The sequence below is a fragment of the Pirellulales bacterium genome (genome assembly GCA_019636335.1).
Classification (GTDB): domain Bacteria; phylum Planctomycetota; class Planctomycetia; order Pirellulales; family JAEUIK01; genus JAHBXR01.
Genome location: JAHBXR010000047.1, coordinates 1 through 14,671, shown reverse-complemented (window position 1 = coordinate 14,671; position 14,671 = coordinate 1). Strand labels below are relative to the sequence as shown.

General features: G+C 63.4%; 15 protein-coding genes and 1 tRNA gene. 9 read left to right on the top strand and 7 right to left on the bottom strand.

Annotated features, from left to right (window positions below; all coding sequences use genetic code 11):
• Positions 1-98 precede the first annotated feature (98 nt).
• The 7 genes from KF708_24560 to KF708_24530 form a co-directional block, all read right to left on the bottom strand.
• Positions 99-557, bottom strand: coding sequence for a hypothetical protein (locus tag KF708_24560; protein ID MBX3415877.1), 459 nt, complete (start codon positions 555-557; stop codon positions 99-101).
• Between the two features lie 394 nt (positions 558-951).
• Positions 952-1,110 (bottom strand): hypothetical protein, encoded by a 159-nt coding sequence (locus KF708_24555; protein MBX3415876.1) that lies wholly within the window; start codon positions 1,108-1,110, stop codon positions 952-954.
• Between the two features lie 75 nt (positions 1,111-1,185).
• Positions 1,186-1,599: a hypothetical protein gene (locus KF708_24550; protein ID MBX3415875.1), complete on the bottom strand. Its 414-nt coding sequence runs from the start codon at positions 1,597-1,599 to the stop codon at positions 1,186-1,188.
• Positions 1,600-1,624: 25 nt separating this feature from the next.
• Complete coding sequence (locus KF708_24545) at positions 1,625-1,780, bottom strand: hypothetical protein (protein MBX3415874.1); 156 nt, start codon at positions 1,778-1,780, stop codon at positions 1,625-1,627.
• A gap of 160 nt (positions 1,781-1,940) precedes the next feature.
• Complete coding sequence (locus tag KF708_24540; GenBank protein ID MBX3415873.1) at positions 1,941-2,240, bottom strand: hypothetical protein; 300 nt, start codon at positions 2,238-2,240, stop codon at positions 1,941-1,943.
• A 339-nt stretch (positions 2,241-2,579) separates the two neighbouring features.
• Positions 2,580-2,653 (bottom strand) — tRNA-Lys (locus KF708_24535).
• 228 nt (positions 2,654-2,881) lie between these two features.
• Positions 2,882-4,825 (bottom strand): sigma-54-dependent Fis family transcriptional regulator, encoded by a 1,944-nt coding sequence (locus KF708_24530; protein MBX3415872.1) that lies wholly within the window; start codon positions 4,823-4,825, stop codon positions 2,882-2,884.
• Positions 4,826-5,109: 284 nt separating this feature from the next.
• On the opposite strand from KF708_24530, the gene KF708_24525 reads away from it, so the two are divergent.
• The 9 genes from KF708_24525 (at position 5,110) to KF708_24485 (ending at position 14,550) form a co-directional block, all read left to right on the top strand.
• A complete protein-coding gene (locus KF708_24525) occupies positions 5,110-5,934 on the top strand; it encodes an enoyl-ACP reductase (GenBank protein ID MBX3415871.1) in 825 nt (274 codons plus the stop codon).
• Between the two features lie 4 nt (positions 5,935-5,938).
• Positions 5,939-6,337, top strand: a complete 399-nt coding sequence (locus KF708_24520) for a (deoxy)nucleoside triphosphate pyrophosphohydrolase (GenBank protein ID MBX3415870.1) — start codon at positions 5,939-5,941, stop codon at positions 6,335-6,337.
• A 341-nt stretch (positions 6,338-6,678) separates the two neighbouring features.
• On the top strand, positions 6,679-8,040 hold the full coding sequence (locus tag KF708_24515) for a hypothetical protein (protein MBX3415869.1): 1,362 nt from the start codon (positions 6,679-6,681) through the stop codon (positions 8,038-8,040).
• Positions 8,041-8,532: 492 nt separating this feature from the next.
• Complete coding sequence (locus KF708_24510; GenBank protein ID MBX3415868.1) at positions 8,533-9,201, top strand: DNA alkylation repair protein; 669 nt, start codon at positions 8,533-8,535, stop codon at positions 9,199-9,201.
• A 322-nt stretch (positions 9,202-9,523) separates the two neighbouring features.
• On the top strand, positions 9,524-11,107 hold the full coding sequence (locus KF708_24505; protein ID MBX3415867.1) for a sodium/solute symporter: 1,584 nt from the start codon (positions 9,524-9,526) through the stop codon (positions 11,105-11,107).
• Complete coding sequence (locus tag KF708_24500) at positions 11,104-11,385, top strand: hypothetical protein (protein ID MBX3415866.1); 282 nt, start codon at positions 11,104-11,106, stop codon at positions 11,383-11,385. Before KF708_24505 ends, KF708_24500 begins: the two co-directional genes overlap by 4 nt.
• A gap of 37 nt (positions 11,386-11,422) precedes the next feature.
• A complete protein-coding gene (locus KF708_24495; GenBank protein ID MBX3415865.1) occupies positions 11,423-11,680 on the top strand; it encodes a hypothetical protein in 258 nt (85 codons plus the stop codon).
• A 27-nt stretch (positions 11,681-11,707) separates the two neighbouring features.
• A complete protein-coding gene (locus KF708_24490) occupies positions 11,708-12,307 on the top strand; it encodes a hypothetical protein (protein MBX3415864.1) in 600 nt (199 codons plus the stop codon).
• The gene (locus KF708_24485; GenBank protein MBX3415863.1) at positions 12,304-14,550 is read left to right on the top strand and encodes a beta-galactosidase; all 2,247 of its coding nucleotides are present in this window, start codon (positions 12,304-12,306) and stop codon (positions 14,548-14,550) included. The genes KF708_24490 and KF708_24485 overlap by 4 nt, the downstream gene beginning before the upstream one ends.
• Positions 14,551-14,671: the final 121 nt, after the last annotated feature.

Here is a 14,671-nt window from a genome sequence, read left to right as displayed (position 1 = left end):
CAGAATCGATAATGCCAGCGCTCACCCTCGAAAACGCGAGGCGGTCGCCAATGCCACCGGCTTGCAAAGTGAACTTTCCCACAAAAAGTGGATATTGCTTACGGCTTCGATCCGAACGCACGAGCGAGCCGGCCTCGGGCTGCTAAGACTTGCCGTAAACCAACGCGGTCGGCGGCGGTGATCGTGACCGAGCCATCCTCCTCGGCCAGGAGCTGGTCCACGGCCGGGCCATGCAGGTAGCGCTTGGCGACCGTGTAGTTGGCGGTACCGGCGTCGGCGTCGAGGAAGTCGAGAATCACGTCGTCGCCGTCGTAGATGTAGCGCTCGCGATAGTTGTCGGTCCCGTTGCCGTCGGTGTCGACGTTCTTCCCCGTGCGGCGATCGAAAGCGTCGTAGAGATAGCCGACGATGAACGTGTTCGCGCCGCTGAAGGTGGCCCGCTCGGTCACCTTGGTCAGCCGGTTGCGGTGGTCCCACTCGTAGACCGTGATGTCAGTGTCGCCCGAATTGAACGTGTTACTCACGTCATTGTCGAGGAACCGCGAGATGCGGTTCACCTCGGCTTCGTACGTGTGCGTTTAAGAGCCTATCCAAGGTGAGTTGGTGTCGTGCTGAAGGTGTACCGGCCGCGCCATCGCCGTCGTTGTAGGCGAACGACTGGTCATTCGCAACGTACGCGACTTGCTCCCCCCCAGACGAGCGCCGTCTCGGTTGAGATCACCGGCGAGCAGTTGCTGCGTTTGCTGTCCCCCAGCGCCACGCCGCAAAACGCCGACTGAACTACCTCGAGCGGCCCTCGCAATCCCTCCACCCTGTGCTCCACCGAGCGGACACAATATTGTGCGAAACAAAGTTTATCGGATCATCCAATCCGTCTCCCAAAACAGAAGCCCCGTCGCCCAGCCGATCGGCCAGACGCGGGGCTTCTAAGTTCGATCGCTGATGCCGGACTTAGCCCGCTAATTTCGCCAGCGCTGCGAGTGCTTTCTGTGTCTTCTCGAGGCCGATCCCGGCGGCGAGCTTCTTCGCGGCCATTAGATCGCTCAGAGTCACCGTGCCGTTCTTCGCACCGCGGCGGCCGCGTCCCTGCTTCGTGCTGCCGCCCTTCAAGGTCGTCTTGCTGTTTGAGATCCGAGCCGCTGCGATGGTGATCTACTTCGCAGTCAGCGTCGCGGTAGCTGGTCATTAAGGATAACGGTAGATCACAATCGCCGGCCCCGCTTTTACGTAGTTACTACCAGGATATGGTTCTGTACCGCTCTGTTTGAAATCTGAGATCCACTGCGTTCCGTCGTACATTGCAATGTGCCCATGCGGATAGTCTTTTGTGACGCCCTTTGCGGCATCCTTCGAGAATCCATCGATTACGGCAATATCACCCTTTTGGTATGGCTTTGCGGCATCGCCCTTCGTAGCGAGAAACCCTGCCTTCGAGAGACGGGAGCCATAGTCTTTCGCCGAGCCAGACCCTTCGCGCGAAATTGTCAAGCCACCTGCTTCCAGCGCCTCCCGCACATAAGTTGCGCATTTGCCGACACCATAGGGAGGCTCTGCATTTGCTCGAAGATGCTGGATTGCTTTATCCAAATCGTACCCCATGGTGTTTCTCCGACAATTGACCGTGCTAGTTTGTCCAACTGAGGCCAGGCCAAGCATCACGCACCGTCGGCGGAATCAGGTTGCGCCAATCGCCCGCCCCGTCGCTGGGTCTGAACTGGAGGTCGGCCAGCTTCTTGGGTGTCACGCCGTCTTGTTTGAGCAATCGCAGAATGGCCGACATGATTAGCTCCGCACAGAAAAGAGGCCGCTAGGAGGGATACGTCCGGCGGGCCGGTGGCTTTGTGTCGGTGTGACGGGACACGCCGCCGGGAACGAGGATACCGCGGGCGAACGGTGTTGCAAGCAGTTTCTGATTGGCGTGCTACTAGTGGCCGGTGTGGCTATGGGGGTGCGTGCTTGCGCCATATAAGCCATATAAGGCGGATCAATACGCCAATCGCGAGCAAGACCACGCCGACTGACGAGAAGCAAAGTGCGCCAAGAATGAATTGTACCCAGTCCACTCCCTGGGGGCCGATGCTCTCGGGAGCTACTATCGCACCAAGAACTCCGAGTCCAACAAAAACAAAGACGAGAGCCGACATTGTCAGCAGGGCAGCAGAGACGATCCGCACCCACAGCGGCGCTTTCTTGAATGCTTCAGGCGCCATCTGTGGCGTTTCGTACGGATTCTCATCCATGCCGTCATCCTACCTCCACATCGGGTAGGAGGGGGCGTTGCCGCCCCCGTCCACCCACACCACCGTACGTACGGCTCCGTATACGGCGGCTCAATTGGAGCGTGCCGGACGTCGTGATTCCTCCAGAAGGCTCGCGAGGACAAGTTGGCGCAGGTAACGGGTCGGGACCGCATGGCTTATGTGGCTTGCGCCGGCATTCCACCACGGGCCACGACCATTCATGGCGGATGTCCAGGCCCGTTCGCGGGCCAGTCCCCGCCGGATCAGTTCGCAGCGTCATGCCTGACGCGCGCAAGAAAAAACCCTTGTCACAACTCGTTGTGCTACAAGGGTTTAATGTGCCCCCTCATGGACTCGAACCATGAACCCTCTGATTAAGAGTCAGATGCTCTGACCAATTGAGCTAAGGGGGCGATCAATTGACTCGCTTGTCCGACGCTCGGTCGAAGGGCGAGAGAAGACTATCGTAACGGCTCCGCGCTGGTAGGCAAGAGGAGTTGTCGCCGAAGGTCTGTCTACCCGGTCTGCCGGGCCGGGAGCGCACCGCAGGCAGACCGCACCGCTTGCCCAATTTTGCTGCCAGTTCCAACACGTCCACAAGCGACCTCAGGCCACTGACCACCGATCCCTGCCCCCTGACCTCAATGACCGCTTGTCGGCATGCCCAGTTGGCGCATCTTGCGATACAGGTTCGAACGGTGCAGCCCCAGTTCGTTGGCGGCGTCGCTCATGTTGCCGCGCGAACGGGCAATCGCACCCCGAATGAACTCGGCCTGGAAGGCGTCGGTCGCTTGCGCTAGGCTGACGCCTTCGTCCACAAGCGCCACGTTGCGCCCCTGCGGCGACAGGATGAAGGCCAGATCGGCCACGTCGATCGTGTCGCCAGTCGCCAGGTAGGCCAGTCGTTCCATCAGATTGCGCAACTCGCGGACGTTGCCCGGCCAGCGGTGCGCGAGCAGCTTTTGTCGTGCCGCTTCACTGAATTGAGGACGCGCACGACGTGCCCGGACGCAGAACTCTTCGAGGAAGTGCTCGGCCAGCAACAGCACATCGTCGCCGCGCTCGGCGAGCGCCGGCAGGCCCAGCGTGACGACGTTCAGGCGGTAGAAGAGATCCTCGCGAAAACGGCGCTGCCGCACCATTTCAGCCAGATCCTGATTCGTGGCCGCGATGACCCGGGCATCGGTGGCAATCGTCTGCGAGCCCCCCACGCGCACGATGACTTTTTCCTCGAGCACGCGGAGCAGCTTTGCCTGCCCGGCCAGGCTTAGATCGCCAATTTCGTCGAGAAACAGCGTGCCGCCGTTGGCCAGCTCGAACTTGCCGCGTCGCGTTTCGTGCGCATCGGTAAAGGCCCCTTTTTCGTGGCCGAAGAGCTCGCTTTCGAGCAGCGTTTCGGTCAGCGCGGCACAGTTGACGGCGATGAAGGGCTCGTCCCGGCGGCGGCTCAGGTAGTGAATCGAGCGGGCGACGACCTCTTTGCCCGTGCCATTCTCGCCCAGGATCAGCACGGCGAGATCGGTATCGGCCACGCGGCCGATCGTCGAGCGCAAGGCCTCGATCGCGGGGCAGAGCCCGATGAGGCGCACGCCGGCGGCGGCCTCGTCGGTCACGCGGCGCCGCGCGGCGATCAGACGCTCGCGCTGGCGCGTATTTTCCAGGGCCACCGCGGCATGACTGGCTAGATCGACCAGCGCTTCCTCGTCTTCTGGGGTAAAGTTTCCGTCGAGGCGATTGAGCACCTCGAACGCTCCGATCGTCTCGCCGCGACGGCTGCGCATCGGCACGCACAACAGCGTGCGCGTATGGTAACCGAGTCGCGAATCGACTTGCCGGTCGATCTGTTCCTGGTCGCGCGAGAGATCGATACGGCGGATCTCCCCCTGCTGCACTACCTGCCCCACGACGCCGCGATCGTCTGGCACGCGCAGCTCGCCACCAGCGACCCCCAGCGCGGGCCGCGCGACGAGCGTGTGGTTCGAGCGATCCCAGAGAAAGATGCTGGCGCGGTCGGCGCGCAACAGCCGCGTGGCCGCCTCGGCCATGTCGACAAGCAGGGCTTCGGTTTCGTGGGCCTCGTTCCAACGGCCGGCGATTTCAAGGATCGCTTCGAGCCGCCGAATGCGGCGTTGCTCGCGACGGCGCACACGCCCGTCGGCGAGCACTCGCCCCAGCGCCTGGGCGAACCAGGTCACGGCCTTGTGGGCCATTTGGGCCGCACGTTCGCTGGCGAAATGGACCGCCAAAACGCATCCTGCCGCGGCAGGATGTGCCGTCGGGGCGGCCACCCAATTGCCACGCCAGCCGGTCGCCTCGCGGTCCAAGGCTTCGGCCAACAGGTCCGTTGGCAGGGCAACGTGCTGTCCAGCGTCGGCCACAAAAGACCAGCCGGTCGGCTGCCGTGTCGCGACACAGACATACTGGGCTCGAAAAGTGTCGCGAATTTGTGGCATCACAGGGGCGAGAAAGGCCCCTTCGTCCGCGGCATCGGCGGAAGGGACGGCGATCTCGGCCAACAGACGAGCCAGTTCGGGGGCCGATTCGGGCCCAAAATCGGCTGCATCAGAGTGCTGTAACCATTTCATAAATTGATCTTTACGGCGCATTCAAGGGTGGTCGAACGCAACACGGCCGACGATCGACGCCGAATAGTCAATATGACTACTTAAATGGTAGCTGTGTGTCCAAAATATGCAACACCTCCCGTTTGGATTTGTTTCGGATCGGTTTTCGCCATCCCTGGTCTGTTAAGCGCAGGTCTGGTTGAGTCGTAACGTCCCGCGGGGTATCTTTCCCACTTCTCGGTGGCATCGACGCTGGGCCGTTCGGCCGCTGCTTTGCCCTGGTCTTAGCGCAGGAGGACGGCAGGATGGGTCTTCTCGAAGGTAAAAAAGGTCTGGTGATCGGGGTCGCCAACGACCGTTCGATCGCCTGGTCGATCGCGAAGTTTGTCATGGCCGAAGGGGCGGTCTGCGGCTTTACGCACCTGCCCGATCGCGAAGACGATGCCCGCAAACGCAATCGCCATCGTGTGTCGCAGCTCACTGATGCCGAGGCGAATGCCAAGTTCCTCGTGCCGCTCGACGTGAACAACGACGCGCAGCTCGACGAAGTGATGGCCAAGGCGAGCGCCGAATTCGGCCAGCTCGATTTCCTGGTCCACTCGGTGGCCTACGCCAAGCTCGAAGACCTCAAGGTCGATACGATCAACTGCAGCCGCGACGGTTTCAAGCTGGCCATGGAGATCAGCGCCTACAGCCTGATCGCCGTGTGCCGCGCCGCCGCGCCGGTGCTGAACGACGGCGCGAGCATCGTCACGATGACCTACTTCGGCGGCGAAAAGGCCGTGCCCGGCTACAACGTGATGGGGGTCTGCAAGGCGGCGCTCGACTCCGTCGTGAAGTATCTGGCTTACGATCTGGGGCCACGCGGCATTCGTGTGAACGCGATCAGTGCTGGCCCGATCCGCACGCTGGCTGGCAGTGCCGCCGGCGTGGACGATATGCTCAGCCTCTATTCCGCCATGGCGCCGCTCGGCCGTAACGTCACCGTGGGCGAAGTCGGTCGCTCGGCCGGGTTCCTGCTGTCCGATTTCGGCAACGGCATCACGGGCGAGATCCTGCACGTCGACGGCGGCTACAACATCATGGGCTCGCCGGGACGGCTGGTCGACAAGTACAAGTCGACCACGTAAGCCGATGCCGGGTCAGGTCACCATCGCCGTCGCCGTCGTCGAGCACGAAGGACGATATCTCATCGGGCTGCGCGAACCGGGCGTGCCGCTGGCCGGCTACTGGGAATTTCCCGGCGGCAAGGTGCGCGACGACGAAACGCCCGCCCAGGCCGCCGCGCGCGAATGTCTTGAGGAGACAGGGCTCGCCGTCTCGGTGGGCAAGCTGCACGCGCTCGTCGATCACGCCTACGAGCATGGTCACCTGCGATTGCACTTCTTTGCCTGCCAGACGCAAGGTGTGCCGGCGCCCGTGCCCGAGCGGTTTCGCTGGGTCGCGGCGTCTGAACTGGCGAGCTATCGCTTTCCGCCGGCCAATGTCGGACTGGTCGAGCAGCTCATCCGCGGCGCGGCGAGCAGCGAGTGAAACCGGCCTGCTGTCGCGGCGTGCTAGCGTCGTGTTGGTGAAATGCCGCCATTTCCTCGCGAATCGCCGAAACCGGTCTAGGTCGATCCGCGCAGGCGGAGTACGTTTGGCAACCTTTACAAATCCTCGGGCCCGACTTTGCGGCGCCCGCCGCGATGCCGAGGAGTTGTAGACCTGTTGTGGCTCAAGGGTTTGAGCGTTTTGCCGGCGCAACGCTGGCGAGCGTTTTCGAACTTCGGCGTGCGGTTTGCATAGCGAGTCATGGCAGGTGGCTGTCGCACGGATGCGATGGTCGGCGCGCACGCGCCAACAAGCGATTCTCGCCTGGAGAACCTGGGAGCATGGACGCTCGCATCATTCGCAGCGCGCTCGTCGTGGTCGCGCTCTTCTCGCTGGGGGCCAGCTATCGTACGCCGAACTTCGTCGTGACGGCGCCCACCCAGCGTTTTGCCGAACAAGTGGGCAAGACCGCCGAGGAGTATCGTCGCGACCTGGCCGTCCATTGGCTAGGCAAGGCGCTGCCGAACTGGTCGCAGCCGTGCCCCATCACGCTGCAGGTCGGAGAGAACATCGGCGCCGGCGGCGCCACCAGCTTTCTCTTCGATCGTGGCGAGGTCTTCGGCTGGCGCATGGAGATCCAAGGTTCCGAGGAGCGCATTCTCGACTCGGTGCTCCCCCACGAGGTGACGCACACGATCTTTGCCAGCCACTTCCGCCAACCGCTGCCGCGCTGGGCCGACGAAGGGGCCTGCACCACGGTCGAGCATGCCAGCGAGCGCTTGAAGCAGCAGAAGATGCTCGTCCGCTTCCTGCAGACGGGCCGCGGCATCCCCTTCAGCACCATGTACCAGATGAAAGAGTATCCCCAGGACATCATGCCGCTGTACTCGCAGGGCTATTCGCTCGCGCGGTATCTCATCGCGCAGGGGGGCCAGCGCAAGTTCATGGAGTACGTGGGGGATGGTCTCGACTCGGGCAATTGGACCGCCACGACCGAAAAGCATTACGGTTATCAGAACCTCGCCACGCTGCAAGAAAGCTGGCTCGATTGGGTCCGCCAGGGGAGTCCGGACATTCAGCCCACCACGATCGCCGCGGCGAACGGCCAGCCCAGCGTGAACGCCGTCGCCACGAGCGGCGTGACCGAGGAAGTGGTCGTGCGCGGTCAGAGCCAGGGACGCCTCGCCGAGTTGCTCGGCAAGCTTTCGCCCCTGCGCCGCGCGACGCCCGGCAGGGGCGCTCGCCCGAAGGTGGCGGACATGGCCGGAGACCCCGCTCCGCCGACGGTCATCGTGCCGACGACGCCCACGGCCTTGCCGCCACAGAACGCGGCGCCGTTCACCCCGCCGCCGGCGCCCGCCGCGCCAGCGGCGACGCTGGCTGCGAATAGCGCCTCGCGCGGCAGCGTCTATTCGCGTACACCCGCCACGCCGACGTCGGCTCCGTTGGCGAATGCCGCCGCTTCGGCACCGCAGCCTTCAGCAGCGCCGCGTACTGCAGGTGGCGCCCTCGCGCCGAACTCGCCCACGGCGCCGGCCGGCCAGCCCGATCGCCAGGTCTTGCTCGAGTGGAGCCGCGACACGGCCGCCCCTCCGCAGACCACGATTCGCCAAAAGCCCTCGCTGGCGATCGAGGGCTACGACCGCCGCGAGCCGATCTTCTTCGACGGCCCGCTCCCCGGCCGCGAGACGATCCGCCGTTAGTCGCGGTGACGTTCGGCAGTGACGTTTTTCCGTGCGTCACTTGGGGCTTGTTGTGCCGACGCTGGGATTGCCGCCAAATCGGGGCGGCCGAAAAGGCGCGAGATCTCAAGATGGTCATTTGAGATCGGCGCGTTTTGGTGGGGTGATTTTCGGCCTGTGCAGCCACGGCTTGGATGGCAGATTTTTTTGCACGGGGGAGAAACGCCGTGGCGGCACGGTGATACGTCACTCGGTGGCGGGGTTCTGGTGCCGATGCGCTTGAATTCTACATCCAACCGGGCGGTTGGATCCCAGTGAGTTTTGGGGCGAGATTTGTTGTTCTTGCTGTCTCAATAAGGGCAGCAATCCAACCGCGCGGCTGGAATGGAACGAGAGGCCGGAAAGAGCTCAGGCGGAGACGCGGAGGGAAGAGATGCGGAGGAAGTCTGCGTGGCACCGAGGGCAACGACGGATTTGGTTGGATTGCCTCCTGGCGCGCGTATAATCGCGGGGATGAGCGTCAAAGAAATCCTCGCCCAACTAAAATCCCTCGGCGACGATGCGCGGCGTAAGCACAACGCCAAGGCCGGCGCGCCCGACAACCAGTTCGGCGTGAAGCTGGGCGACATCCGCGAGATCGCCAAGGGGATCAAGACCGATCACGCGCTCGCGCTGCGGCTTTGGGACACGGGCAATGTCGAGGCGCAGCTCCTGGCCACGCTCATCATCAAGCCCAAGTCGCTCACCCCGGGCGAGCTCGACAAGCTGACGCGATCGACCACCTGCGCGCAGGTGGCCGACTGGCTGAACGCCTACGTCGTTGCACAGCATCCCGAGAAAGACTCGCTGCGCGAGAAGTGGATGAAGGCCAAAGATCGCTGGGCCGCGCGAGCAGGTTGGAACCTCACGGCCAGCCGCGTGAACAAGGGAGCCAGCGACGGCCTCGACCCGGCGGCGCTACTCGACCGCCTCGAGCGAGAGATGCCCAAGGCGCCCCCCGAGGTGCAGTGGACGATGAACAACACGCTGGGCGCGATCGGCATCCATCACCCGAAGCTCCGCCAGCGTGCCGTCGCCATCGGCGAAAAGATCGGCCTCTACCGCGACTGGCCAGTATCGAAGGGCTGCATCCCGCCCTACGTGCCCGTCTGGGTCGAGGCGATGGTCAAGCGACAGGGTTAAGTAGATCAACTTGGAGTGGACGGGCGATAGACCGGGACTTGCGGTTATAGCTCCTGTTGCCAGAGTATCTCTCCGCAGTTCCGCGCCTTTGAGCGAGAATGAAAACTCCGCTTGGGCTCTTCTACGCGGCTCAGCACCCGTACTGAGCCGCCCAGTGAAGCCGCATCTGTTCCTTTGGCGCAAGTTCCGAGGCAAACCGCGACGCCAGCCGGTTGGACATCGCGGCCTTGCGTGATACCATCCTGGGTCTGCCCCCCTGGGCGCGGCCCGTCACCGATGGGCTCGCTTCGGATTCCGCTCCCGCCTCGAGTATGCCCGCGCTGTGGACTCCCCCACGAATCTACTGCCGATCGACTACATCATCATCGCCACCTACCTGCTGGGCGTGATGGCGATCGGTATCTATTTCAGCCGCTACATCGACACGGCCGGCGATTTTTTCCTGGGCGGCCGGGCACTCCCCTTCTGGGCCATCGGCATCTCGGTCGTGGCCAGCGATATCGGCGCCACCGACATGATCTCCGGCTCGGGGGGGGCTTACCGTTATGGCGTCTCGCAGGCGAATTTCGACTGGCTCGGCTCGATGCCGGCCACGGTCGTTGCCGCGTTCATTTTCGTGCCCTACTACTGGCGAGCCGGGGTCTTTACGATTCCCGAGTTTCTCGGCCGGCGCTACAACAACGCCGTGCGGATGATTCAGGTCGCGATCTGGCTCGTCTTCATGCTCATGATGATCGCCATCATGTTTCGTGCTTCGAGCGTCTTTCTGCAAGAGTTGATGGGCTGGCGCGAGGAATGGTCGATCATCCTCATGGCGGTTGTCGTGGGGGTCTATACCGTGTCCGGCGGTTTGACGGCGGTTGTGATGACCGACGTGATCCAACTCCTGGTCATGTTCATCGGCGCCGCGGCGCTGCTCGTGCTCAGCGTGTGGGAAGCGGGGGGCTGGCAGGGGATGACCGAAGCGATTCTCGCCCAGGGGCCGGAGACGCAGCACCATTTCACGCTGCTGCTTCCCCACTCGGCCGATACTCCCTATCCCTGGACGGGCATCGTCTTCGGCCTGGGGCTGGTTCTCTCCAGCGCCTACTTCGTGGGCAACCAGGTGATCGTGCAGCGCGTGCTCGGCGCTCGGTCGGAGTGGGACGCCAAGGCAGGCATGGTCGTGGCCGGGTTGCTCAAGCTCTGCATCCCGCTGTTGATGTTCGTGCCGGGGCTCGCGGCCCGCGCGATCCACCCCAACCTGGAGAATCCCGACGGCGCCGTGCCAACGATGATCCGCGAGCTGATGCCCCCCGGGCTCACCGGGCTGATGTTCGCCGCCTTTTTTGCCGCGCTGATGTCGAATATCGACTCCTACTTGAACTCGGCCAGCACGGTTTACATTGCAGACATCCATGCCCGCGTTTGGAAGCGAGCGACGGGGCACCCCATGTCCGACGCGCACGGCCTGTGGCTCGGCCGCGCGTTGACCGCCCTGTTGATCGTCTGCGCAGGACTCATCTCGCCGCAGATTAAAGAATGGTTCGACACGATCTACGTCGCCATTCAAACGATGTTTTCACTGTTCCAGGGGCCGACGCTGGTCATTCTGCTGCTGGGCATCCTCTGGCCGCGCGCCACCGGCTGGGGGGCGCTGGCCGGCCTGGTGTCGGGGGTGTTGCTGGCGGGGCTGTTGAACATCCTGGGCGATGCGGTCTTTCCCTCGGACCAACCCTTTCTGTTCGTCTCCGTGTGGACGTTCTTGTTCTCGCTGGTGGTCACGGTTGTCGTCAGTTTGCTGACGCGTCCGGAGTCCCCCGAGAAGCTGCGCGGCCTGGTGTTCGGACAGGTGCTGCGCGACGCCGACACGCAGGCCCTGCTGCGGGAACAGGCCACCGGCGACCGTCAGACAGGTGCCCCATGAACGAAGCCTGGAACAACTTTTACGATTGGGTGCGTGCGACGTTTGGCCCGCCACTGCGCGCCTGGCACGAGCCGCTCGACCGTTGGATCGACAGTCTGCCCCCCTCGGCCGGACGCTTTTGTGCCGTGGGGCTGTTCGTGCTGGCCGCGGTGTTCATCCTGTCGCTCAAGAAGGATTACATCTACTTGGGCGCGCCCGATCGTGCCCGCTGGCGCGATCTCCGCATCTGGGCCTTACTGGTCATCCTGCCCTACATAGCCGTCTACTGGTGGTTGTAAGCCAGCGGGCGCAAGCGAATCCTGGGAGCTGCCGTCGATGCAAGAACACAGGCTTGCCGAACTGCGACGCCGCGACGCCGGCACGCTGTCTGTGCTGGGGATCTTTTTTTGCGTGCTGGGCGTGCTGGTTGTGATCGGCACCTATTGGACGCTCGGCCACACGCACGCCATGATCGTGAACCTGGGGGCGGGGCTGGCGACGCTCGGCGTGGGGCTGCTCATGCTTTGGATCGGCGCGCGGCTCCGCAAGCCGATCGTTCGCCAGGAGACGCCGTCCGACGGCGTCTCGAAATAGAGCCTCTCAGAAAGCACGAAGCCTCTCTTGCAACGACTGCGGCCCACGATCGATCGCGACACTGCCCGCGCCCGGCTCGAGCGAGCCCGGCGTGGGAGCCTCGCGCGCTGGTTGTTCGGCGCGGCGAAGCCGGCGGCCATGGCGCGGCTCGAGCTCGTTTCGCTCCCCTACTATCTCGTCGAATTCGCCGTAGACCTCGAACAGCATTCCCTCAAGCTCTCGGCGCTCGTGGGAGGGCACGAGCCGATTGTCGAGCTGCACGATCTGGCCGGCATCGAATGGGAGCCTGTGCCGCTCGGCGAACAGTTCGCGCCACGACTCGATGTCGTCGAGGCAGAAGAACTGGCCCGCCGGCAAGCGCGCGCCTTTTGCGCCAGCCGCCGGCGCTGGCGCGGCAAGGGACATCGACTCGAGCTCGTTCGCTCCGAGACCATCGCCTATCCCTATTGGGCATTCTATTACGAACGCTGGGCCGGCAAGTACGACGTGCGTCTCTTGGATGCCGTCTCGGGACGTCCGGCGGGCTCGCGCGTCAAGGTCGCGCTGCTGGCCGCGCTCTCCGCGCGCCGCGATCTGGTCGCCCGTGGAAATCATTTATTCTTGGAGACTGCGGTTACCGCCCCATGAGCAAGTACACCTACCAAGACGGCCGCTACTGGAAAGATGGCGCGCCGTGGTTTGCCATCGCCAGCGACTATCAGTACTACCGCGATGCCCGCGACAACTGGCGCGACCGCCTCGAGAAGCTGCGCGACGGGGGCGTGGAACTGATCACGTTCTACACCCCCTGGCGCCATCACCTGCAGTGTACCGAGGGCAAGTACTGGCTCGATTTCGAGGGCCAGACGAAAGACAGCCGCGATCTGATCGGCTTTCTCAAGCTGGTGAAAGAGCTCGACCTGTTGATGATCGTCAAGCCGGGGCCGTTCGTTCACTCGGAGTTGAACGTGGGCGGGCTGCCCGACCTGGTCTGCCCGCTGTTCAATCCCGGCATGCCGGCGGCGCGGCGCCACCACGGGCGGCCGAATCGCTGGACCTACGACAACAGCATCCTGCCCGCGCCGCTCAGCGAAGAGTTCGACAGCCTGGTGAAAGAGTTCTTGGGTGCGGTGGGCAAGGTCATCACGCCCTACTGCTCGCAGGAAGGCCCTTGCATCGGCCTGCAGTTGAACGACGAGACCATTTATTGCATGTCGAACGATCCGCCGTGGCACATCGGCTACGAGCCCTCGGGCATGCGTTACTATCAGCAGTTGGTGACCGAGCGGTACGGCGACATCGCCACCTACAACCGCCTGCACGGCACCGAGTATCCGGCGTTCGATTTCGTGCCGGGTCCGCGTCTGGAATTGGCCGACGACGCGGCGCCGAAGAACCTCAGCTACCAGCCGGCCAAGGCGAACACCGTTTCGACCGCCGAAGCGCCAGGCCCGCGCCGCCGCGAGGATCTGCTGCGCTACGTCGACTGGGCCGAGTACCAGTGGCGGTTGCGCCGTGATATTTACGTGCGTTACGAGAAGTACCTCGGCATCTCGCACCTGCCTTATCTGACGAACTACGCCGGCATCACGCCGCCGATCGAAGAGAACGTGCCCGATTTGAAAGAGGGGGCGGCCGAAACGATCCCAGCGGACTACCGGCCCCTTTATTCCGAGTGGTGGTTCGCGATGAACCGCATCGAGCAGGACGCCGATGCCTACGAATACGGCATGATTAGCTGGCTGGGCGTGGCCTCGTACGATCGCGACGTGTTCGATCGCTACGTGAACACGGCGCGCCGCGCCCGCGGCATCAACATGGAAGAGAACTGGGGCTTCGGCACGTTGTACGACGCCAAGTCGCGTTATCCGCTCGTGCCCTTCTTCCAGACGCTCGCCTCGGTGGCCGCGGGGGCCACGGGCTACGACATCTTCGTCGGCGTGGGCACCGCCTACTGGGACGAAACGCTCGATCGCATCACCAAGCTCCAGTGCCCCACGTTCCCCTCGCATGCGCCGATCGACGAGCACGGCAACTTCCGTCCCATGTGGCAAACGGCCACGATGATGAACCGCTGGTTCGCCGAGCATGGGAGCGCGCTGCTGTCGTGCGACGTGGCGGCCGACTGTGCCTATCTGCTCTACGCTCCGTACGCGGCGGTCTCGTCGTGGGTGCCGGACGAGCGTTATTGGGGGCTCGAGGACAAAGGCATTCCCCGCTGCGGGCACCAGGGCTTCGAGGCCTTCTCGAGTTCGCTGCAAGCGGCTGGCTACGGCTTTGCCATGTACGAGTTGGAAGCGGCCACGCCGGCGCAGCTTCACGCCTCGAAGGGGGTGGCGATCCACAGCGCCTTCTACATGGATGATCCGGAGCAGCAGCGTCTGGCCGAGTTCATCGAAGCCGGCGGCCGGCTGTTCATCTCCGGCGACCTGCCCGAGGTGAACCTGCGTTGGGAGCCTTGCACGCTGCTGAAAGAGGCGGTTGAAGCCGCCGTCAAACGGCGCGACGGCAAGGTCGTCTACGATAAGCAAAACATGTTCGCCGAGGGCAAGTTCGCCGAGCGTCTCGCCCAGGCCGGCTTCCAGCCCAGCGTGACCTACAGCCAGGACATGCGGGCCTACGTCCACCGGGGAGAACGCGACGCCTTCGTCTTCTTCTTCAACTTCGATCTCTCGGGCAAGCACCAGAAGCGCATCGAGTTCGACGGCCTGAGCATTCAACTGCAGGTCGGCTCGAAGACGAGCGGCGTGCTCCGCATCACCGACAACCAGCTCGTGGCCTGGATGGTGAAGGGGAAGAACGAAGTCGAGAATATCGAGGACGAAATCCGCATCCGGCTCGACGACAAGGAAGTCGTCGCCACCGGCGATTTCAGCTCATCAGACAAGTAACAACCAGCAGCCGCTGTTGTAACCGTGGAAGAGCATCAAGAGCAGCATAAGAGTAAAACTGAAAAGGAAGACAAGTGGCACAGGCTGCCAGCCTGTGTAGAGATTTCTAGTAGATTCTCAC

Bases quoted from the DNA above. Each gene is read 5' to 3' on its own strand.
- KF708_24550 (MBX3415875.1), bottom strand. From the start codon at position 1,599: ATGGGGTACGATTTGGATAAAGCAATCCAGCATCTTCGAGCAAATGCA.
- KF708_24545 (MBX3415874.1), bottom strand. From the start codon at position 1,780: ATGTCGGCCATTCTGCGATTGCTCAAACAAGACGGCGTGACACCCAAG.
- KF708_24540 (MBX3415873.1), bottom strand. From the start codon at position 2,240: ATGGATGAGAATCCGTACGAAACGCCACAGATGGCGCCTGAAGCATTC.
- KF708_24530 (MBX3415872.1), bottom strand. From the start codon at position 4,825: ATGAAATGGTTACAGCACTCTGATGCAGCCGATTTTGGGCCCGAATCG.
- KF708_24525 (MBX3415871.1), top strand. From the start codon at position 5,110: ATGGGTCTTCTCGAAGGTAAAAAAGGTCTGGTGATCGGGGTCGCCAAC.
- KF708_24520 (MBX3415870.1), top strand. From the start codon at position 5,939: ATGCCGGGTCAGGTCACCATCGCCGTCGCCGTCGTCGAGCACGAAGGA.
- KF708_24515 (MBX3415869.1), top strand. From the start codon at position 6,679: ATGGACGCTCGCATCATTCGCAGCGCGCTCGTCGTGGTCGCGCTCTTC.
- KF708_24510 (MBX3415868.1), top strand. From the start codon at position 8,533: ATGAGCGTCAAAGAAATCCTCGCCCAACTAAAATCCCTCGGCGACGAT.
- KF708_24500 (MBX3415866.1), top strand. From the start codon at position 11,104: ATGAACGAAGCCTGGAACAACTTTTACGATTGGGTGCGTGCGACGTTT.
- KF708_24495 (MBX3415865.1), top strand. From the start codon at position 11,423: ATGCAAGAACACAGGCTTGCCGAACTGCGACGCCGCGACGCCGGCACG.
- KF708_24485 (MBX3415863.1), top strand. From the start codon at position 12,304: ATGAGCAAGTACACCTACCAAGACGGCCGCTACTGGAAAGATGGCGCG.